Annotated in this window: 13 protein-coding genes; 6 read left to right on the forward strand and 7 right to left on the reverse strand. The window is 47.4% G+C overall.

What is annotated here, in order from left to right; translation table 11 throughout:
• Nucleotides 1–77: 77 nt before the first annotated feature.
• The gene (locus tag FMS18_RS06000) at nt 78–1,637 is read right to left on the reverse strand and encodes a sigma-54-dependent Fis family transcriptional regulator (RefSeq protein ID WP_163292842.1); all 1,560 of its coding nucleotides are present in this window, start codon (nt 1,635–1,637) and stop codon (nt 78–80) included.
• A gap of 393 nt (nt 1,638–2,030) precedes the next feature.
• On the opposite strand from FMS18_RS06000, the gene FMS18_RS06005 reads away from it, so the two are divergent.
• Both FMS18_RS06005 and FMS18_RS06010 read left to right on the forward strand, forming a co-directional pair.
• Nucleotides 2,031–4,511, forward strand: a complete 2,481-nt coding sequence (locus FMS18_RS06005; protein WP_163292843.1) for a glycyl radical protein — start codon at nt 2,031–2,033, stop codon at nt 4,509–4,511.
• A gap of 267 nt (nt 4,512–4,778) precedes the next feature.
• Nucleotides 4,779–5,711 carry a glycyl-radical enzyme activating protein gene (locus FMS18_RS06010; protein ID WP_163292844.1) on the forward strand — a complete coding sequence of 311 codons (933 nt, stop codon included), beginning with the start codon at nt 4,779–4,781 and terminating at the stop codon, nt 5,709–5,711.
• Between the two features lie 404 nt (nt 5,712–6,115).
• Here FMS18_RS06010 and FMS18_RS06015 read toward each other — a convergent pair whose 3' ends face one another.
• From FMS18_RS06015 to FMS18_RS06030, 4 genes are all read right to left on the reverse strand, one after another.
• Nucleotides 6,116–7,309, reverse strand: coding sequence for a mechanosensitive ion channel family protein (locus tag FMS18_RS06015; RefSeq protein WP_163292845.1), 1,194 nt, complete (start codon nt 7,307–7,309; stop codon nt 6,116–6,118).
• 175 nt (nt 7,310–7,484) lie between these two features.
• The gene (locus tag FMS18_RS06020; RefSeq protein ID WP_163292846.1) at nt 7,485–8,063 is read right to left on the reverse strand and encodes a hypothetical protein; all 579 of its coding nucleotides are present in this window, start codon (nt 8,061–8,063) and stop codon (nt 7,485–7,487) included.
• A gap of 310 nt (nt 8,064–8,373) precedes the next feature.
• Nucleotides 8,374–9,813, reverse strand: coding sequence for a sigma-54-dependent Fis family transcriptional regulator (locus FMS18_RS06025; protein WP_163292847.1), 1,440 nt, complete (start codon nt 9,811–9,813; stop codon nt 8,374–8,376).
• Nucleotides 9,814–9,831: 18 nt separating this feature from the next.
• Complete coding sequence (locus FMS18_RS06030) at nt 9,832–10,557, reverse strand: sulfite exporter TauE/SafE family protein (protein WP_163292848.1); 726 nt, start codon at nt 10,555–10,557, stop codon at nt 9,832–9,834.
• A gap of 214 nt (nt 10,558–10,771) precedes the next feature.
• On the opposite strand from FMS18_RS06030, the gene FMS18_RS06035 reads away from it, so the two are divergent.
• The 4 genes from FMS18_RS06035 to FMS18_RS06050 all read left to right on the forward strand — a co-directional run bounded on the left by FMS18_RS06035 (nt 10,772) and on the right by FMS18_RS06050 (nt 18,885).
• The gene (locus tag FMS18_RS06035) at nt 10,772–11,608 is read left to right on the forward strand and encodes an amidohydrolase family protein (RefSeq protein ID WP_163292849.1); all 837 of its coding nucleotides are present in this window, start codon (nt 10,772–10,774) and stop codon (nt 11,606–11,608) included.
• 531 nt (nt 11,609–12,139) lie between these two features.
• Nucleotides 12,140–13,117 (forward strand): TRAP transporter substrate-binding protein, encoded by a 978-nt coding sequence (locus tag FMS18_RS06040; RefSeq protein WP_239060972.1) that lies wholly within the window; start codon nt 12,140–12,142, stop codon nt 13,115–13,117.
• Nucleotides 13,118–13,155: 38 nt separating this feature from the next.
• Nucleotides 13,156–15,048 carry a TRAP transporter large permease subunit gene (locus FMS18_RS06045; protein ID WP_239060955.1) on the forward strand — a complete coding sequence of 631 codons (1,893 nt, stop codon included), beginning with the start codon at nt 13,156–13,158 and terminating at the stop codon, nt 15,046–15,048.
• Nucleotides 15,049–15,216: 168 nt separating this feature from the next.
• A complete protein-coding gene (locus FMS18_RS06050) occupies nt 15,217–18,885 on the forward strand; it encodes an SIR2 family protein (protein ID WP_163292850.1) in 3,669 nt (1,222 codons plus the stop codon).
• Between the two features lie 47 nt (nt 18,886–18,932).
• Here FMS18_RS06050 and FMS18_RS06055 read toward each other — a convergent pair whose 3' ends face one another.
• Together FMS18_RS06055 and FMS18_RS06060 are read right to left on the reverse strand one after the other, a co-directional pair.
• Complete coding sequence (locus FMS18_RS06055; RefSeq protein WP_163292851.1) at nt 18,933–20,093, reverse strand: hypothetical protein; 1,161 nt, start codon at nt 20,091–20,093, stop codon at nt 18,933–18,935.
• Nucleotides 20,094–20,405: 312 nt separating this feature from the next.
• Complete coding sequence (locus tag FMS18_RS06060) at nt 20,406–22,349, reverse strand: hypothetical protein (RefSeq protein WP_163292852.1); 1,944 nt, start codon at nt 22,347–22,349, stop codon at nt 20,406–20,408.
• Between the last annotated feature and the right edge of the window lies 1 nt (nt 22,350).

Raw genomic sequence — 22,350 nt, forward strand, 5'->3', positions numbered from 1 at the left:
AAGTCTTGCAAGGTTCAACACACACCCGGCTGTTGAAAACTCCTGAATATCAGAGATCAATCTCTTCTATTTAAGAGTTAGTTTGCTTTTCTATACAATCCTATGGCCTTGCGACCGAAAGGAATGCCCATCTTCTTGAGCCTGCTTTGCAGGGTTCGGGGATGAAGCCCCAATATCTCGGCAGCCCCGCCTTCCCCTTCGATACGTCCCTTGGAGCGATTAAGGGCGCGGACAAGTATATCAGTAACAGCAGACTCAAAATTCAGATCAGGTTCTTCTTTAAAAATTGAACACTGCCCGGGCAGATTGGACAACTCAAAACTCAACGGCAGCCCACGCTGCGTTATGACAGCCCTCTCAATAACATTCTCAAGCTCACGAACATTTCCCGGCCAGTTGTAATCGAGCAGGCTGTCCACAGCTCCGGGAGCCAGCACGGGAAGAATCTCCAGACTCATCTCCCCGGCAATTTTTTTGATAAAATGAGCCGTAAGCGGGGGAATATCACTCCTGCGCAATCTCAACGGCGGAATTGTAATAGGAAAAACATTGAGTCTGAAAAACAGATCCTGCCGGAATGCTCCCAGTTCCACCAATTCTGCTAGATTGCGGTGGGTTGCGGCAACAACCCGCACATCTGCAACTCGAGGCTTGCTCCCGCCTACGCGCTCAAAGCTGCCGTCCTGCAAAACATGCAGGAACCTTGTTTGGGCCTCAAGGGAAAGTTCGCCGATCTCATCCAGAAAAATTGTCCCGCCACGGGCACGCTCAAAATAGCCCGCAGCATCTTTAGCTGCACCGGTAAAAGCACCCTTGCGGTGTCCAAAGAGAGCACTTTCCAGCAGGGTAGCAGGAATCCCCCCGCAATTAACCTTAACAAAAGGCCCCTCGCTCTGACCGGACAGGCGGTGAATAGCACCGGCCAGAACTTCTTTACCGGTACCGGTTTCACCCAGCAGCAAAACAGGGGCCTGCGTCGGCGCAACCTGCGTGCAGGAATCGAAAGCATCCTTAAGCCCTCCGTCTGAACCGACCACCCCATGGTCAGGAGTACTGTTCAATCCCCCCTGCAAAAGGCTGGTCCGGTCGGCAAGGCTGGCCCGCAACCGGATGCATTCCCGAAAATTTAAAAACTGTGAAACAACGCAGGCTATTGTATCGTGCAATAAGGCCATTAAGGCACCGTGTTCATGGGTGTATAAGACTCCCGGCGCAGCAGTTAAAGCAACCGAACCGAGATAGACCCCGTCACGGCAGAGATCCAGAACCAGACTGGGGGAATCCGGGGTTCCGAGATCAAGGCCCAACTGCTGGGCCATTACCGAATCTTCAAGACGGTCAATGATCTCATACGGCTGCTGCGGGTCAATGTACTCAATACTTGCCGAAGCAATCTCACGGGCCTCGGGCGTAAGCACCGTGGTTTTATTTATTTCAGGAGATGAATCAACTGTGGCATCAACAACTGTTTCAATAATCCCCAACCCCTCATCAAATAGATGGAGGCTGATGTAATCAGCCGGAATATAATTTTGCAAAACTATCAGGCAATCCTGAAAAGCAAATCTTATTTCAGGATTCTTGAGTAAAGCCCTGTTCGCGGCAATCTGAAATTCATGATCTCGAAGCTCGTTCATTTTCCCCTCCAGCCTAAATCTTCAGCAACCTCTTAAATAAAGTAGTTTATTCCTACTCCAATTGAACTTTTTTTGGAAGAGGCGGCTTTCATGCCTTAAAACACTACAGGTTGCAAAACAACAACCAGTAAGTCTGCGTTGCAAAACTGCACAAAGTGATTACTCCCCGTTTTACTTGGATAAACCGGACTAGACCTATTTTTGTTTCCGAATTGCAACGTGAGGCCTATTTCCCACTAACGTCCTCCGAAAAACAAGCAGAGCTAAAAAGTTTTTATTTACAACACCTTATGAGGCTTGTTCATTTTGGCACACTCCATGCTCAAGGGAAAAGTAATTCGCCCACAATTGTGGTCAAAAATTTTCCACAGTAAACATAGAAGGAGAATCCAAATGGAATGTTGTCGTTCACCTCATGAGCAGATGCTCGAAGATAAGATTGCAGGTAAAGCTAACCCTTTTCGCGAAACTCACAAACGCGTTTTCAAAATTCTTGATACCATCGAGAATCAGAAGCCCGCCATTGATGTTGAGCGCGCTCTTTACTTCACCAAGTCCATGGAAAAAACCGAAGGCCAGCCCCTGATCCTGCGCTGGGCCAAGGCCATGAAGAATGTTGCAGAAAACATCACTGTATACATTGATGATGACAACCTGCTCTGCGGTCGTGCCGGCTACCCCGGTCGTTACGGCATCCTTTACCCCGAACTGGACGGTGACTTCCTCGACATGGCTGTTGAAGAACTGCCCAAACGTTCCGGTTCTCCCTTCTCCATTACTGAAGAAGACGCTAAAATTGTTATCGAAGAAATCGCTCCTTTCTGGAAAGGTAAAACCTACCACGAAGCACTGAATCAGGCTCTGCCCGAAGACGTTCACGCTCTGACCTACGATGACCCTGAAGGTCTCATATCCCGCTTCATCGTTAACGAAACTTCTTCTTTCCGCTCCTCCCTGCAGTGGGTTCACGATTTCGAAAAGATCTTGAAACGTGGTTTCGGCGGCATCCGTGCTGAAGCACAGGAAAGACTCGACAACGTCGATACTTTCTCCCCCAAAGCCAACACTCAGGAAATTCCTTTCCTCGAAGCGATCATTATCATCTGCGACGCAGTAGTCCTTTGGGCTAACCGTCACGCTGATTTCGCTGCTGAAAAAGCTGCTGCTGAAACCGATCCTACCCGCAAAGCTGAACTGGAAACCATGGCTGCAATCTGCCGCAAGGTTCCCGAACAGCCTGCTACCAACTTTCACGAAGCTGTACAGTCTCAGTGGTTCACCCAGATGTTCTCCCGTCTCGAGCAGAAGACCGGTACCATCATCTCCAACGGCCGCATGGACCAGTACCTCTACCCCTACTACGAGCAGGATGTAGAAGCCGGTATCCTCACCGACGATCAGGCTATCGAATTCATCGAATGCATGTATGTAGGCATGGCTCAGTTCATCGACCTCTACATCTCCCCTCAGGGCGGCGCATTCAACGAAGGCTACGCACACTGGGAAGCAGTCACCGTCGGTGGCCAGACCAAAGACGGCGTTGATGCAACCAACGATCTCACCTACCTGTTCCTGCGTTCCAAACGTGAGTTCCCGCATCACTACCCCGACCTCGCTGCACGTATCCACGCACGTTCCCCCGAGCGTTTCCTTGCTGAAGTTGCTGAAACCATCAAAGAAGGTTCCGGTTTCCCGAAACTGATCAACGATGAAGAAGTAATTCCCCTGCACCTCTCCAAGGGCGCAAAGTTCGAAGAAATTTACGACTACGCTGTATCCGGTTGCGCAGAAATCAGAATGCCCAATCGCGACACCTACACTTCCGGTAACCCCTACATCAACTTCGCTGCAGCGGTTGAGATGGTTCTTTACAACGGAAAGATGCAGAAATACGGCGACAAGCAGCTCTCCATCGAAACCGGTGATCCTTGTTCTTTCAAAACTTGGGACGAGTTCTACGATGCTTACAAAGCACAGCATAACAACTTCCTGAAGAACGCCTTTGTTCAGCAGGCTAACGTTATCCGTCTGCGTAAAAACCACTTCGCAACACCTTTCGGTTCCGCAATGCACGACCTGTGCATGGAAAGCTGCACCGATCTGCACCAGCCCGACGTACCCGGCGGAATCGACCTCGGTTACTTCGAATTCATGGGCCTCGGTACTGTTGTTGACTCCCTCGTTGCCATCAAGAAGCTTGTCTTCGAAGACAAAGCTCTGACCATGGAACAGGTTATCGAAGCTTGTAAGTCAAACTTCGAAGGTCATGAAGACGTTCGCGCAATGCTCCAGAATATCCCCTGCTTCGGTAACAACGATCCTTACCCGGATTCCATTGCCAAAGAACTGGATGAACTCTGCGTAAGCTTTGCTAAGAAATACCAGATGGAACTCGGCGTACACCTCGACGTTCGTTACGTGCCTTTCACTTCCCACGTACCTTTCGGTAAAGTTGTATCCGCGACTCCTAACGGACGTTACGCATTCACTCCGCTGTCCGACGGTTCTTCCGCATCCCACGGTGCAGACAAAAACGGTCCTACCGCAGTAATGCTCTCCAACTACACCACCAAGAACTTCAACTACCGTGAACGTGCTGCACGTCTGGTAAACATCAAGTTCACACCCAAGTGCGTTGAAGGCGAAGAAGGCACCAAGAAGTTGGTAGACTTCATCCGTACCTATTGCGACCTGCGTCTCTGGCACATCCAGTTCAACGTGGTTAATGCAGACACCCTGAAGAAAGCACAGGAAAACCCCGAGCAGTACCGCGACCTGATCGTACGTATCGCCGGTTACTCCGCATACTTCTGCGACCTGTCCAAAGACCTTCAGGATGACCTGATCAGAAGAACCGCACACGAAACCATCTAGTAGTCTTAAAGATAATCAACACCCTTTAAGGCCTCATCGTGAGTCCGGTCGGCGGGCTGATCCTCCTCAGCCCGCCGACTTTTTTTGAAGCACTTTGCCTCCGGCGGCTTAAACCCTTTTGGGAAAAGGGTTTAAGAATCCCAAAACTTTTTAGTAGGCTTCGCCACTTGTGATGGCAGAGAGTATTATAATCAAGGTTCTAAAATATTTCCTAATTTTCCATGTCCGTCGGAGAGGCAACCTCGGGCTATATAAGGCAGACACACAATGAGTTCTCTTCTTGATAAAAAACAGACAGGCATAGTTTTCAGCGTCCAGAAATATTCCGTTCACGACGGCCCCGGCATCAGGACTCTCGTATTTCTCAAGGGGTGCCCCCTGCGTTGCGCTTGGTGTTCCAACCCTGAATCACAGAATTTCCAGCCAGAGCTGGCCTACAACCGCAACAAGTGTCTGGGCATCGATAAGTGCACCCGTTGCGTAGACCATTGTGCCTCCGGCGCGATTACTTTCGGTGAAGATGAGAAAATTGATCTCGCTCACGATCTTGCTAAAAACGAACTCCATCTCGCCAAGATTTGCCCTAATGATGCCATCATTATTTACGGTGAAGAACAGACTGTGGATAAAGTACTCAAACGCGTTGAAGAAGATGAAATGTTCTACGCCCGTTCCGGCGGAGGCATGACCCTCTCCGGCGGCGAACCTTTTGCCCAGCCCGACTACGCTCTTGCTCTGCTGCGCGAAGCACGCCGCCGCCATATCAACACCGCAGTTGAAACCTGCGGCGCGGCCACCTGGGAGGCAATCGAATCCTGCATGCCCTATGTGAACACCCTCATGTTCGACATTAAGTCCATGAACAGTGACAAGCACAAGGAATTCACCGGCCACTCCAACAAGGCTATCCTTAATAATCTGAAAAAAATCCGCGAGCACTTTCCCAAGACCAAAATCAGAGTCCGTACCCCCATTATCCCCGGTTTCAATGACACCGAAAAGGATGTCATGGAGATCATCAATTTCGTCTCCGAGCTTCCCGGTGAAAAGTGTGAATACGAGGCACTGGAATACCACCGCTTGGGTCAGCCCAAGTACGATAACTTAGGCCGTGAATTCCCTCTTGATGCAGCAAAAAAGCTGGACGATGAAATTTTCGCCAAAATCAAGATTCTGGTGGACAAGTACAATAATTTTTAACCCGTGGTTTAATGGGAACGGATGCGCTGTGGTTTGTGGATTTGAGTGCAATTGAATCATCTTTGGCTCGCGTCCGTTCCCGTTTTTAAATCGGCAGGCCGTCATCTCCGGTTATAAAAACGGGTTAGCTTTTCCACTCTGCACCACCACGGAATGTTCCCGGAACTATCCCTTCACGTTCCCTGTTGCCGGGAACATTCCGTGCAGAGTACTTTTCAAATTTAAGAATGCATAACCAGCAGACTTAAAGGTCGGCATACCAAAATGCCCCGCATAACATTTGTTACGCGGGGCATTTTTTAAGTTACTGGTTGCTTATAAGAATCCCCCCGCAGAAATTAATTTCTGCGGGGGGATTCTTGGGTTAATTGTAATCTTGTACCGGAGCTACGCAGTACTGGAATCTATTCATCCTCCGGCCTTACAAAATTCTCCGCAACAACTCCCGGTACAGTCTCGATATAAATAGACTGCGAAGGGAACGCGAATCCGGTTCCGGCTTCGACCTCGACGATCTCTTTGATGCGGTATGCAAGGTCTTCCCTTATCTTCAGCCATGCCAGCCAGTCGGTGGTCTTGGTGAATGCGTAGAGCTGGAAATCGATGGACGAATCTCCGAACTGGACCACGCGCATGAAGGTTGAAACTTCCGGTGGGTGAGCGTAATCATCACTGCCCAGAATATATTCCATGACCCGCTCTTGAATAAGCTTCAGCTGCTCGGTTGTTGTGCGGTATTCCACACCGATATTCCAGAGAACACGCCTGTGGGTCATCTTGGTGAAGTTGATCAGGCAGTTATCAGAAAGAGTCGAGTTCGGGACATAAACAGGGGCCTTATCAAAACGGCGGATGCGAGTGGAACGGAACCCGATAAACTCAACTGTTCCATCAACCTTGCCGTCAACAGTGACCCAGTCACCCACATCAAAGCGGCTTTCGGCAATGATGGAAATTCCGGCAATAATATTCTGAAAAAGGTCCTTGGCCCCCAGAGCAACTGCCACACTGAAAAGTCCAAGACCTGTGAGGATGGGCCCGATATCGATACCGAAAAGCTCAAGGATGCTCGCCACACCCATAAGGACAACGAGAAACTTAACCAGCTTGATCAGCCAGTCCACAAGAGATGGAGTCAGCACCTTCTCGAGTTTACGGAAAATTTTGGTAGCCACGGAAACAAGATTAAAAGCTGACCAGAAAATTACGAACAGGATTAATGCCTTAACAATGGTATTTGTAAATTTTTCCACAGGAAGTGGAAAATCCAGACATTGATCCGCAAAAAACAGCCCCAGCACCACCGGAATAAAACGGATAGGTTCCGCAAGGGCTTTAAGGACACTGCCCCCGCCTTGGGTTTCATGCTTCTCCAAAATGTTCTGCAAACGGTTCATGGTAAATTTTGTGATAAACCGACGCAGAAGGATGAAAAAAAGAAAAACCCCGACAGCCTGTCCGATATTGATCAGGCTCACGCCCGGTATGCCGTTTTGCCAGACATCAAGTCCCAGCTCTTTAATATGATCAAACCAGTCGAACAGAGTAGAGTGTTCTACTTCAACAGCTTGCGTTGCATTTTGAGTCGCATTGTCCATAAAGGGGCCCGCCTTGAGTTTAGAGTAAGAATACTACCAGACTTTAGCAGAGCTGATAAAGCTGTCAATGCAGTGCCGAAATTTATCACTTATAAAAGACAAAGGGCTTGCGGATTAATCATAGGATGATTTTATTGGGTTCTTTTGGAGGACTATTGAGTACTTAAGTTTTATCTTACTTGAACACAGCATCAATTCTTTGTTGTAAACGATCTTTAACACTTTGAGAAAGACCTAACCATTCGATTATTTCTCCATGAGTATATCCCGGATCTTGCATATTCTTATGTACAACTTTATTTCTTAAATTTAGCAATTTTTTCACCAACACGGATAAATCATTTCCAATTACAGACCGACTCTCCAATTCATTTAATATTTGATGACTAGGAATTCTTCTCTCTGATGATCCAAGTAGTTTTTTAGCCGCATCAGACAATATATTTTCAATTTCATTCCATGATTCAATAAAAACCCACTCAGGAGACTTGTTTATAGCCTCTTCATATTTTTCCAACAATGGTGATATGGGGTAACGAACGGTAATACCAGCCTTGTCTGCATCACTTTTTATTTCCTGAAACTCATCATGCAAGTCCAATTGAATATCTTTATACTTAGCTGTCTTAATTTTATTAAGAAGAGCAAAAAAATCATTCTTAACCAAAACGACTGTCACTAAAAATGTTATTGGCCATGCGACATGACCTACCACTTTTTCAAAAGAACCAAGAACCTCAAGACTAACATTCATTAAAGTTTATCCCTAAATGCATAATATTTAAATTTACAGCAAACTTAACCAACGAATTGTAAATAACTGCAATATCTCTAATATCAAAATAGAAACACGAAGTCAGCCCAAACTTTCCATCAGCACCCAACTCTCCAACACAATCAAAGCAGAAACACTCCGAGAGCTTCAGCACCTTGACCATTACAGGATTAAGCCATGAAGTGCCTTATAGATGACGGACAGAGAAAGAAGCATCACACAGCACAAAAACAAAAGGGCTTGCGATCACTCGCAAGCCCTTAATTCATCTTCACGAAAGACTAAAAACCTACTTCCCGTCCATCTCAACCCCGGCCTTCTTCAACTTCCTAAAAACCGTAGTCCGGTTCACATTCAAGGCCTTGGCTGCTTTGGGGATGGAACCATGAATCTTCACCGCATTCAATAAAACCTGCGTTTCGAACTCAGCCATGATTTCCTTGAGATCCTTGCCCCCGTATCCGTCTATGTTCAGCTCAAGACCGTTGGAAGCTTTGGAAACCGCACTTTTCTCGATCATGGCAGTGGGCAGATTTTCAATCTGGATCAGGTTGTTATCGCAGGTCACAACCAGACTGTGGATCAGGTTTTCCAGCTCACGGATATTACCGGGCCAGCGGTAGTTGAGCATGACCTCTTCTGCATAGGCGGAAAGGCGGACCTGTCTTTTGTAGCGGGTATTGAACTGCTTGAGGAAAAATCCGAGAATAGCGTGCAGATCCTCGCCCCGATCACGCAAGGGCGGAATGTTGATGACCGCTACCTGCAAACGATAAAAAAGGTCGCTGCGGAAATTTCCGTTCTTGACCTCTTCTTCAAGGTTGCGGTTGGTGGCGGCAATAACCCGTACATCAATTTTACGCGCTTTTGTTGCCCCGACCCTCTGAATTTCACCGTCCTGCAAAACCCGCAACAGCTTGCCCTGCATGGGCATGGGCAATTCCCCGATTTCATCGAGAAAGAGGGTCCCTTTGTCGGCCATTTCAAACAGGCCAAGCTTGCCCTTGGAATCAGCACCGGAAAATGCTCCGGGCGCGTAACCGAACAGTTCTGATTCAATCAGATTTTCCGGGATGCAGGTACAGTCGACTTTGAAAAATGAATTGCTCTTACGCTTGCTATGATCGTGCATCTCGCGGGCCATGACATCTTTACCTACCCCGGTTTCCCCGAGGTAAAGGACCGTGGCGTCGGTCTTGGCGACCCGCTGCACCTGCGCAAAAAGATCCTTCATAACCTTGCTCTGCGGGGCAAGATAAAGGGTTTCAGGCTTTTGATTAATGCCATGCTGGTACTTATCAATAAGCTGTCGCTGAGCCGCGACCTGATCCTTAAGCTGGGAAATAAGCGCAATATCACGCACGTAGGTGACGACGAGCTCTACATCCTCATCATAATCAAAGATGGGATGAGCGGTGAGCACCACCTTGCGCCCCTTGCCGGTCATCTGCACTGTGGTAGCACTATTTTTGGTCTTAACCACTTCGGAGTTCAGAGCCACATCAAATGTGCCATCCTTGACCAGATCACGCACATTACGCCCCAGCAGGTCACTTGCTTCCAGCCCGGTAAGATTCTCGTACATGGTATTTACGGCAAGTGTCTCCCCATCCTTGTTGGAGATATACAAGCCGTCGCTCATGGTATCGAAGACGTGACAGAGATAATTCGAAATAACGTACTTATATTTCGGGGAAATTCTTTTGGGATAAACGTCTTCATGTTTCATAGCAGAGTCTTCCTTTAATTACATGCAGGAATAAAGAATGGAGCTGCCCGCAAAGAGAATCAGAGCAAGCAGGACCTTGCGGCTGGTCTCTTTCCTGAAATTACGGGAGCAGCGGATACCCACCCAGCCACCTAGCAAAGCAGCAGGGCAGGCAGCCAGAAAATAGGCCAGAGTTTGCGTGTTTTGCAAGCCCGCAGCCATCTGCCCGGAAAGTATGGCGAATCCGGTCAGGATAAAACAGGCCCCCAGCGTGCCCTTGGCAGCATCAGCAGTCCAGCCGGACATGGCGGTGTAAACAGCAAGTGGTGGACCGTTGAATCCAAAGGCCGAACCGAAAAATGTGGACAGGCTGCCAGCCAGCATACCCCAACGGGAATTAATACCCCCCGGTCCGCCTTTTTCAAGGAACAGGGCATAGGCCGCATAGCAGATCAAAAAGATTGCCATGAGCATTTTCAAAGTTTCGTTGGGTAGTGAACTGATCAAATATACCCCGGCTATCGTCCCGACAATTCCGCCGAGAAAGATAAAGCGCAAATCGATCCAGCTGATATATTTCCTGAAATTCCAACCCAGTTGCAGATTCAGACTGAGCACAATTAAAGTGGAACTGGGGACCGCCACGCTCATGGGAATAAACGGAACCACAATAGGCATGGCAACCATGGCCGCGCCAAGGCCCGCAATATGATTGACCACCCCGGCAATAAACCAAGCCCCTACGTATATAAATAAGTCTTCCAAGAATGCCTCCGGCGGCCCTTCGGGGACCAAAGAAACTTTTTGGAAAAAGTTTCTCTGGACTCTTCCAAAACTCTTATTTGGGCTTCGCCGCTTTGTATGGTTAATTGTATGTGGTTTCTATTAGCAATTTTTCTGCCAGCATTTTTGATTGGCATCATGCTTGCTCAAAGGCGGTTACATAATTTCGCACTAATACTTTTTAAGGAGTAACCAAATGAACGTTATCGATTTCAGATTCAGACCCAATACCCCCGAAGTAATCAACGGCATTGCCAACAGCGCAATGTTCAAGGATCTCTGTGAAGCAATTGAATTCCACAAGCAGAAGCCTGAGCCGTTTGAAGACATCATCAAGGGCCTCGACGAAAACAATGTGGTCAAAGCTGTAATCACCGGTCGTGACTGCGAAACCACCTACGCTTCCATGGCTAACGGCAACGGTGCGCTGCTTGATTTTTGTCAAAAATGCCCCGAAAAATTCATCGGTTACTGGGGCATCGACCCGCATAAAGGCATGGACGCAATCCGTGATCTCCAGAAAGCGGTAACTGAAAATGATTCCATCCGCGGTGCTGCTGTTGACCCGTATCTCGCCAAGATTTACCCCAACGACGCCAAGTACTACCCGGTTTACTCCAAGTGCTGCGAGCTCGAGATTCCCATCATTTTCACCACCGGAACCGCAAGCTTTGTTCCCGGCGCGGTCATCGACCACGTTGCGCCTCGCTACATCGATTTCGTTGCCCGCGACTTCCCGGAACTGAAGATCATCATAAGCCATGGCGGCTACCCCTGGGTCAACGAAGCAATCATTGTAACTCAGCGCAATAAAAACGTTTTCATGGAAATTTCCGAATACGAACTCTGGCCTCAGGCTGAAGCTTACGTGCAGGCAGCCAACACCATCATCGGTGACAAGCTTATGTTCGCTTCCGCACACCCTTTCATCGACTACCGTGAGCAGCTTGAAAAGTACGCCAACCTGCCCTTTGAAAAAGACGTTTACGAGAACGTCATGTACAAAAACGCAGCTAAAGTTCTCGGCCTTTAAGATTTTCTTTTAAGGACCTCACTACCTGCAACTGCGTGAGCAGTTACCCCCGGGAAATTAATTTTCCGGGGGTTTTTCTTTTGATTTTAGATGTTTACAATCGGTGTGCAGGTTTGCAACTCGGTGCATTTCTGCAACCTCTACGCAGTATCCCTCAGTAATTCAAGTAAAAATCACCAGAAGCCATCCACAGCTTTTTATTCCTGTTGCTGTTTTGCAACAGAGGTTTACAAAACCCGACTCTCCCGTTATCCCAATCCCACCAGATCTGGATGTGAACTTTTTCACCTTCGCCCGCAGCTATACCCTTAGACTTCGTATGTTAAGAACAGGTAACGCGCTTCCTCCGCTATTTTCCCCTATTTGATACACCTGTAAAAGAAAAGGAGCGGGCACTCATGGCACAGCAATTGCTCAATGTGAAAAAAATGGCAAAGCCAGATTTGTGTTAACCAAAACTATTTATGTCCTATGGGGGGATATGTGATGTTTTCAAAAAAAATGTTCAAAGTGACTGTTCTTCTTTCCTGCATGCTGCTCGCACTGACCGGTTGTAAAGTCGGCGGCTCCAAAGACAGCGACGTAATCAAAATCCGTCTTGCACATCCCATGGCTCCCGGTAACAACGTTACCCTCGGCTATGAAAAGTTCAAAGAACTGGTCGAAAAGAAATCTGCCGGCAAAATTAAAGTTGAACTCTACGGCAGCTGCATGCTCGGCAGTGACCGCGTAGCTATGGAATCCGTACAGCGCGGTTCCCTTGAAATGGCATCCAGTTCCTCCCCGAACATGGCGAACTTCTCACCCAAGTTCATGATCTTTGACCTGCCCTACATTACCGACATCAAAGACCAGCCCAAAATTTACGCTTCCCTTGATAGCGGCAAGCTCGGTGAATACTTCAACGGTGTCTCCGAAGCCATCAACCTGAAGCCCATCATGTTCAGCGAATACGGCTACCGTAACTTTGTTACCACCAACCGTCCCATTTCCACTGCTGACACTCTCAAGAAACTCAAAGTACGTGTAACCGCTTCTCCCGTTGAAATCGAAGTTGCAAACGCTCTCGGCATGAACCCCACTCCCATTGCTTGGGGTGAGACCTACACCGCCATGCAGCAGGGTACTGTTGATGCTGAAGGTAACACCTTCTCCCTGCTTTGCGATGCCAAGCACGATGAAGTTATCAAATTCGCTGTTGACTCCCGTCACAACTACTGCATGCACATCCTGATGATGAACCTCGACTTCTGGAAAAAACTCTCCCCTGAGAACCAGAAAGTCATCAACGAAGCAGCGCAGGAAGCCCTTACTTACCAGCGCGGTATCACTGCCGAACTCGAAGCCAAGGCTGAACAGAAGTTCATCGATCAGGGCATCAAGGTTCACAAGCTCACCGAAGCAGAGCTGGCAGAATACAAGAAGCGCACCCGCCCTGTCTGGGATATGTTCACTGACACTATTCCCGCAGAGCTGTTCGAAATGATGAAAGAAGTTCAGAAGAACTAGGCCTCTTTCAGACTATTTCAAAAAAAGGGTAGATTATCATGGCAACCAATATGGCTCCCACTGCGGTGGGAGCCCCTTCACAGGAAAAAACCCGCCGCGGGTTTCTACAGATGCTTAATGATGACTTTGAAAAGCCGTTCCTTTTCATCGGGCTGCTTTCCATCATCCTCATCATTACCTTCCAGACCTTTTACCGTTACATCGTAACCAATCTGGTTGAAGACGCCGGCTCCGCTGTCTGGACTGAAGAGCTGGCCCGTTTCATCTTTGTCTGGATTTCTTACCTTGCCGCGCCGCTGGCAATTAAAAAACGCGAAAACATCCGTGTGGACATTGTTTTCGACCGTCTGTCCCAGAAATGGCAGCACATTTTCTGGATGGTCAACAACCTCTGTTTTCTCGTTCTGGGTGTTGTTGTAGCCGTCATGGGTATGGATATGATCAGCATGCAGATGCGTTCCCCGCAGATCGCACCAGCACTTCAGATTCCGTACTACATTCCTTACATGATTCTGCCCATCGGCTTCAGCCTCATGGTGCTGCGTCTTGTTCAGGATACCTACAAGGAAATCAAAAGATCCAGCATCATGCATGGTATTGCGGCAGCTGTAATCACCGCACTCATCTTCATCCCGGTTCTGCTGGGTATTGATTTCGGAGCCACCACCGTACTGTTCGGTTACTTCCTGCTCTTTCTGGTCATCGGCGTGCCCATCGGCATCAGCCTCGGCCTTGCATCTCTGGTAACCCTGCTCAGCTCCGGTTCCCTGCCCATCGATTATGTTGCGCAGATTTCCTTTACCTCAATCGATAGTTTCCCCATCATGGCGATTCCCTTCTTTATTGCAGCGGGTATCTTCATGGGCTCCGGCGGACTGTCCGAAAGACTCTTAAACCTCGCAGACGAACTGCTCGGGCCTCTGCCCGGCGGTATGGCACTGGCAACCATCGCAACCTGCATGTTCTTTGCCGCCATTTCCGGTTCCGGTCCCGCGACTGTTGCGGCTATCGGTTCCCTGACCATCCCGGCAATGATCGAGCGCGGTTACGATAAATACTTTGCCTGTGCTGTTGTTGCCGCTGCGGGTGCCATCGGGGTTATGATTCCCCCCTCCAACCCGTTTGTTATTTACGGTGTTGCGTCTCAGGCATCCATCGGTAAACTGTTTATCGCAGGTATCCTTCCCGGTGTACTGACCGGTCTTGTACTCATGGCTTTCAGCTACTGGGTCTCCAAGAGAAATGGCTGGATGGGTGAAGAGAAGGAACGCTCCGTTAAATCCATCGCCAAGGCCTTCTGGGACGCGAAACTGGCGCTCATGGTTCCGGTCATCGTTCTCGGCGGTATCTACGGCGGTCTGATGACTCCCACTGAAGCTGCTGCAGTTGCGGCCTTTTACGGTCTCATTGTCGGTATCTTTATTTATAAGGGCCTCAACCGACACAACATTGTGGATTCCTTCATGGAAGTCTGCTCCACCTCCGCCATTGTCATCATCCTTATGGCTATGGCAACCATCTTCGGTTACATCATGACCGTTGAGCAGGTTCCCGCAAAGATCGCAGGTTTCATCCTCGGCATGACCAACAGCAAGATCGTAATCCTGCTCTTGATCAACGTGCTGCTGCTGATCATCGGTACCTTCATGGAAGCTCTGGCTGCCATCGTAATTCTGGTTCCGATCCTGCTGCCCATCGTTACCAAGGTCGGAGTTGATCCGGTCCACTTCGGTATCATCATGGTTGTTAACCTCGCCATCGGATTCGTAACGCCTCCGGTAGGGGTCAACCTCTTCGTGGCCTCCTCCGTTGCCAAGGTCAAACTCGGCGACGTATCAAGGCAGGTCCTGCCCATCCTTGGTCTCATGATCGCCGTACTGCTCGCAGTAACCTACATTCCTGAAATCTCACTCATGCTTGTGAATGATTAGTGGATAGGTTTTAAAGTTGAATTAAAAGCCCTGCCGGATGTTTCCGGCAGGGCTTTTGTGATTTATACGGCTCGTCTACAACATTAAACGACTACCAATCTTGACAAAACAATCCGTTTCAGTTGTGCTGGAAGATATAACAAAACCGCAACATAAGCAGCAACAACTATGCAAGACCAAATACATATCCAAAAAATTAAAGAGGCATTAGAAAAAAGACATGCCTCAGTCATGATCGGTTCCGGGTTTAGTAGAAATGCAATCAATGGCGATAAGATGCCCACATGGGGAGAACTTGTTGAAAACCTCATTGATGGACTGTATCCTGAGAAAGAGCAGGATGAAGCATATAAAAGAGCCTGTGCTGTAAGCGGCATCCTCCGAATTGCAGAAGAATACGAAGCCGCACACGGGAGAACAGCACTTGAAAATATTATTAAAAAATCTGTCCCAGATGACATCGTACACCCATCTGATGCACATGAACGACTACTCTCTCTTTCTTGGAATGAAGTGTTCACCACAAATTACGACACTCTTCTCGAACGCACTGCTGCACAACTCTACAAGAACAATTACGAAATAGTTTCCTGCATAGAAGACATACCTCGCTCCAGACGTGAACTCTGCCAAAGAATAATAAAGCTGCATGGAACTTTCCCATCTATCCGGCCTTTTGTCATTACAGAAGAAGACTACAGAACTTACCCTGATAAGGGTGCTCCTTTTGTCAACTTTGTCCAGCAATCAATGCTTGAAAACATATTCTGTCTGATTGGCTTTTCCGGTGATGATCCAAACTTTCTGGCATGGACAGGCTGGGTAAGAGATCGTCTCCAAAAACATGCTCCCAAACTATATTTCATCCATGACCGTCCACTATCCCAAGCCCAAAAGACTCTTTTTCAACAAAGAAATATTACTCCTGTAAATATCGACTATGAGGAGGAATACAGAAAGGATAACTATATCAGATTCATATCCGAACTGGAAAGATCGCTAGAAAAGCAACCTAAAAAATGGCCCTTCCAAAGACCTTCGTCCAATACCCACCCTGTTAACATTAACGGCCTTAAAAAACATCTAACTTTATGGATATCAAATCGAAAAAACTACCCCGGATGGATAGTAGCTCCAGCCAGAAACAGGGGGCCCTTATTACACCTAACCAACGAATGGATTCTCTTTATATGTGGGCAAATAAAAGACAACGAAAACCCTAACCCAATTTTAATTGCTGCGTTTTCCGAATTGTGCTGGAACCTAGATATCTCACTAACGCCTTTTGACGACAAACTTGCTTCCACAGCCAAGACAATTTTGGAAAACACAATTCTCGAGGACTACGCCCCAGAACATCTTGGTGAATTTGAGCCAATTATCGGCCACAAACAAATAACTAAATATCTTCACTCTGCCCTCACACAAATAAAGCTTAGCCTACTCCAGTACTACAGAGAAGAATCTGATGAAAAATTCGAAGGACTACTTCAAGATGTTACCGCACTATCCCTACCGCGTGATGACCGGGCATTCACAAAACATCAGGAAATCCTTTACCACCTTCAATTATTAAACCTTAGTGAAGCACGATCCATATGCATGGATTGGAATACGGATCGAGGAGACCCTTTCTGGAACATTATAAAAGCAGAACTGTTAGGAGAACTGGGCGAAATAAAAACAGCACTGAAAGCCGCCCACAAGGGGCTTAATAAGATCAGGTCAATTGGAAAAGTCGTTGACACCCAACCAGCAAACCTATCCCGTGAAGCATGGGCAACCTACCATGTGCAAAGGTTGGAAAGAATCAATAAACATTTAGAAGCAACTCAGCCAAGCCAGTCAGCAAACACCTCGCGTAAAGAACAGTGGTCCGAACGACTGGAAGAGTTGAAAGTTATATACAGCCCAGACGATGAACTGAATATTTTAGAATCACAAATTTCAGAGAGAATGAGACTTTATCCTGACCACGAAGTCTCAAGACATCATTTTGACCTGTTTGATGAACGGCAGTCTAACACACTTTCGTCATATCGTTTGTGGGGTGACTTACGCCCCGCAGTGCAATATGTCAGACTCGCCGAAAAAGTATCCTGTACACCTGCCATACGAATATCTTGGATCAATTCAACCCAGACCGCTTCTACTTTACTGACTGTTGCTAAGTCTTTACAGCGCAATGGTTTCATACATAGGCACACAGGGCTTTGCATCCGAGTAGGTACAAGTGAAGTGCTCAAACCTGAAAGTCCATATTTCTCCAGATACTCTGTTGCCCTTATTCCCGAAAATTATGCAGATAGAATTTTTACGTCTATATCTAAATTCATGACAGAAATTTTGGAGTCAGACACGAATGACTGTAAAATCATACACAACACTCAAAGATTTGAATTTAGTCTTGAGCTTCTGTCTAGAGTTGCCTTACGGATCACAACAGGTCTTTATGGAGACGCAGCCAATCTGTTAAAAAAATTATGGAAAAATGAAAACATAAAAAATAATTGGCAAATATATTCTACATTTAGCCGCTTCGCTGAACGAGTCTTGGAGATAATCCCGGATGAAGAGATAGATGAAATTGTAATAGAACAACTTAGTTCCAATATGGAAGATATTCCAACAGGAGATTTCGCCACGAGGTACCCAGAAGTAACTTATGTCGTTCCATCAACCTACACCCCCAATCGAGATAGAGAAGAATGGTCAAGTCTCTTTTCAAAGTTATGCAATGAATTTGATGCTGAGGACCAGCACATCAACATGATAATCCTGTATAGGATCCAGTGGCTTAATAACAAAAAAATCACTACAGAAGAAAACAAACAAGAATTCGAAGACATATTCTTTACGGGAGCTGAAGACTCAGCAATTCCTAAAATAGTAGGTCTAGGCTACCCTTCAAGCACGTTACTTAAATTACCTCTGCAAAACATCAATGAAAAAAAAGAACTACTAAAAAAATTCCTTCTACGCGATGATGTGGCAGCTTCTACAAATGCATTCTTAAGCGGTGTAATAAGACCAGGAACAGAGCTAAGTTGGACTCTAGAAGAAGCGGAAACTATCGTAGCAAAACTCGGTGAATGGTGGGACAATTCTTTAAAGGGCCAAATAAACGCCCTCACTTCTGAACAGCCATCATTTATACATGACCCCAAGGATCAACTACGGATTGACTTATCGCATATACAAATCGTGCTTACAGAGATTATCTGTGGACAAATTTCCCATTTTGCAGAACAGAATAAACTAATCGAATGGCTTACCGATATTATTGACACATGTGACGAGAAAGAACTTTTTCCTCTACGTTTAATGCTTCTTCGCTGTCATTTAGACACTTCGTATAAGGATGACGCATATGAATGGCTGGAAGCTGGCATATTAAGTAACAACGAAACAGCTGCGAAAGAAGCGGTTAAAGCAATAATTCTATATTGCACATCTGATTGGACACAGCAAGACTGCCCAAGGCAATTAAGGGAAGACCTGTTGAGCATTATTACAATGCTGCGGCTACCCCATTTGAAATACTGTATGGACGAACTGACCTATGCACTCCAAGACAATAAATTCTCACTGTCAGCAAATGAAGCGAATCGCATTATCAACGCACTCAAAGTATTAGTACAATCAACTCCATATTTAGAAATCAACGTAAGCCTTATGATTCCAAAAGAGGAAATTCCAGACTACCATTATAGGGCGGTAAAATTATTGAACCTAGTCAGCCCTCAAGCCAATGACAGAGCTCAGGAGAATATCACTAAACTTCAAACCATTCTCCGCGAAGCCCCTCTCCCTGAAGTGCGCCAACTGTTCAATTAAACAAAGAAAGCCCTGCAAATCTTGATGATTTGCAGGGCTTTTCTTTGTTAATTCTGTCCTGCCCAGACGCAGGCATTTGGCTCTTTGTCTCTGCTCCAAGGATACAGGCAGGTTCCCTTTTGATCTCCGGGAACGGTGGTTGTATCCGAGAAATCGCAGCTCAGGCTTGAGTTCTGGCTGCAATACCATTGGACCCCCTTAAAGTAGGTTGTGACAGGGTGGCTGTCATCTAAGGTTGCAGGGTTTTTAGTTGTGCGGCCCAGTTTGTTGTTAGTCGGGTCTGAGAAAATGGTTGTTCCGTATACATAGGCCGCATTAACATTGTCCGACATCCTGTTGTTTATCAGGTAGGAGATAGCCACTTCACCTGTTCTGTCCTCACCTGCGCTGCAATGGAAATATAGAACATGGGGGATTTTATTCTTTTTGTTCATTTTTGTGCTGATGTAAGTAATCAATCCCGGTAGTTTACTGGCGCTGCCGCCGCCATTGCCTTCAGTGAGCATCTGCCACCAGAGGAATTGCCCGGTAGAATTGGTTCCGGCAAGCGGAACGCTGCCGTTGGCTGGTTGAAAGGAGTTAGGGGTAATAGTTGAAGATGTTCCGTTGAAATGTGTGTATTCCGCTTTAAGCATGGGGCCTTCACCAGTGTCGTTGATCAGGCTGATATCAACAAAAACGTAGGAGTCGGGCAAGGGCTTGCCCAGCTGCGCCATGGACCTTGAATTCAAAGCTGCCAACACCCCTTTCTGGTCAAATACCCATTTGCCGTTTTTCTGCACTGTTGGGTGTGGTCCTCTGAATAAAAAATTGTTGTTTTTGTAGTCCAAAAGATATGCATGTCCGTAGCTGGCTATTGCCGGGTTGCCCTCAACACAACCTGAATTGATCATTACAAAATTGGTCACACCATCCTTTTGGCTTGGAGTGGACATGTGTGCACATCCTGTGCAGTTTTCCGAAGTGGAAGCTACAGAGCAGCCTTGAGCATAATCCCAGCCTTTATCTCCGCCGACAATTTGTATCATGCATGTATAAGGTGATCCGGGAAATGACTGGTTGAGGGTGTTTACCCTCCAGGTTGTGCCGGTGGTCATATGCACGGACTTAGGGCCGGTTTTTACAGAGTAAGTGGGGCCGAAGGTCCCGTCTTCTTTCAACATGCTGAACGATGTAGTCATATTGTCGTAAAAAGTTTTATTTGCCACCTTTGACACTGTTTTGCAGTTTTGCGCAGGTGAGATGTAAAAGTTGACGCAGTCAGTTGCATTGCCAGTGCAGTTTCCTTCAATTGAGCTGGCTGTTTTTAGTGTTGTTGAGACCTCTTCCGCCGCTTGGGTAGTGGAAGGCCCAGCTCCCATGAGGAGTATGGCAAGAAAAGAACATGTCCATAATAGTAACGGTAAAGCAATCCCTTTATTTTCGTTGTGCATAAAAACTCCTTACTCCTTGGAAAATTACTAAAATGAACGTGGTTGATGAGTAATCTTTGTCATACTCATCAACCACGTAGGTTGAAGCTATTGAGGTTTATTCGGCTTTTTTACTTTCTCCGTATTGGGGGGTGTCTTTCCTGTTTGCTGGCAATATTGTGAGTTGTTTTTCGTGCATACATCGTAAGGTACGCCCTGACCTTTGGGCACGGGTTTGCAGTAGTTGAGCTGGGCTGTGACTGCTTCCCCTGTCTTGGCATTTAGTTTTTTTACTTCTTCCGGTTGGCAGGAGTAGTCAAAGTTCGCCTTCATGCAGGCGAGGAGAGTTGGGTATGATCCATTGGCTGGATCTGCCTGACATTTGTTATTGGAGAATGACCATTTCTGTTTTTTGTATGGCTGTTGTTCAGAGGGGCCGGGACAGAGTGTGACTTTTATGGTTGCCCCTGCCTTTTGGCAGATAGCGGTTGAGGCATCATCGTTGAATTGCCATGCATAGGCATCCGAGCCGACGGCTTTCAGGTATTTCACGTAGTTGGTGTAAGGTTTGCCTTTGCCCTTTGACAGGGAGACCATGTCATACTGTCCGGGAGTGCCAAGTGGGCCGACCGCGCATTGCGGGCCCCCGCAGCCCGGAGTGAGGCAGGTTTGCGGATCTTTGTCTGCACCTTTTGCTTTCATGACGTTGCAGGCATACCAGTCTGAGATATTGGGGGGAGATGTGGTTATTCCACCGCTGGCTGCCGTTGTGTCGGTGTTTTTATAGGGATCCTGACCTCCGGGAGGTTCAAGCCATTGTTCCGGGGCCATGCAGCCTGCCCGGCCTCTATTGTTGTTTGAGACTTGAAGGCCGATGCCGGCGTTGAGTTGCTTGTTCGTGTACAGAGTTGAGTTGCCAGCGATGGTTGTCTGGTCTTCCTTGGGGCAGTCGTACAGGTCCGCCACAGCGTACATTTCCGTGAAGTTACAATCGTTTCCGTTGTCAGTTATTTCCATGGACATAGGCACGTTGAATCCTGAAACCATGCTCAGGTCAAAGTAATCTGTCGCTCCCATGCAGGTGCCGTCAGAGGGATTTACAGTGCATTTGGTTCTGTCTGCTCCTGTGTATGCGCATCCTGCTGAATATTCAAAAACGGTTCCCACGCCGGAACTTGCCATTCCCGGCACTCCTCCGATGACACAATCTCCGGGCCAGCCGACGCCGGAAGGCGGTGTGTCGCAGCCGAGCAATACTCCGAAGTTGGCTGAAGCAATACCCCCGTCAGGAACCGGAATATCCATGCTTTCCCCGAAAGTGATCATCTTGCGAAACAACAGGGCAGATGTTCTGTTTTGGGGATTCGCATACATTTCTTCCATTCCGGCTTTTTCTGCCGTTTTGTTCCAAAGGTAAGCATTGTAGTAATGCTGCTTGTCTCCGGCTGTGGGCGGAGTGAGCACAACATATGCGCTATCCATGCAGTTGTTATGGATGGTGATGCGTTTTTTCCAGGTCGTAGTTTTGGTGTTGTCTCCGCATTTGGCTGTCGGTGGCGGTGGCGGCGGGGGAGGGGTATACTTGGTCATCTGGCAACCCGGGCTGAGGTTCATTCCAGGAGGGGGAAAGAGCATGGCTGCCTCACAGCCGGGCTCAAGAGAAGTTTTGTTGCACCCATTCGCATATTCCCAGCCGGAAGGGGTAATTTTGATATATGTGGTGAGCTTTTGATTGAAATGATCGTTTTCCATATCCACTTTCCAGAGCACACCCTGCTTCATGTATTTTGTAACTGCACCGGCGTTCTTGTTATCCACTGAAAATACTTCTTGGGCGGAAGTTCCGTTGCCGACGGAATAGGTAATCGTGTTGGTCCAGTTTTGCGTGCCGCAAGGGCCTATGGCCATGGTGATACCCGTGCAACTGCTGTCCCCGGAATCCTGACAGAGGTATTGGCTGCTGTCGGCCCAAACTGTATTGGTAATGCAGCAAAGCACAATAAAACAGGTAGTTAGGATTGCGCTGTTTGTTTTAGTGCCATTCCTTTTCATG

Source organism: Desulfovibrio sp. JC022 (genome assembly GCF_010470665.1).
Lineage (GTDB): Bacteria > Desulfobacterota > Desulfovibrionia > Desulfovibrionales > Desulfovibrionaceae > Maridesulfovibrio.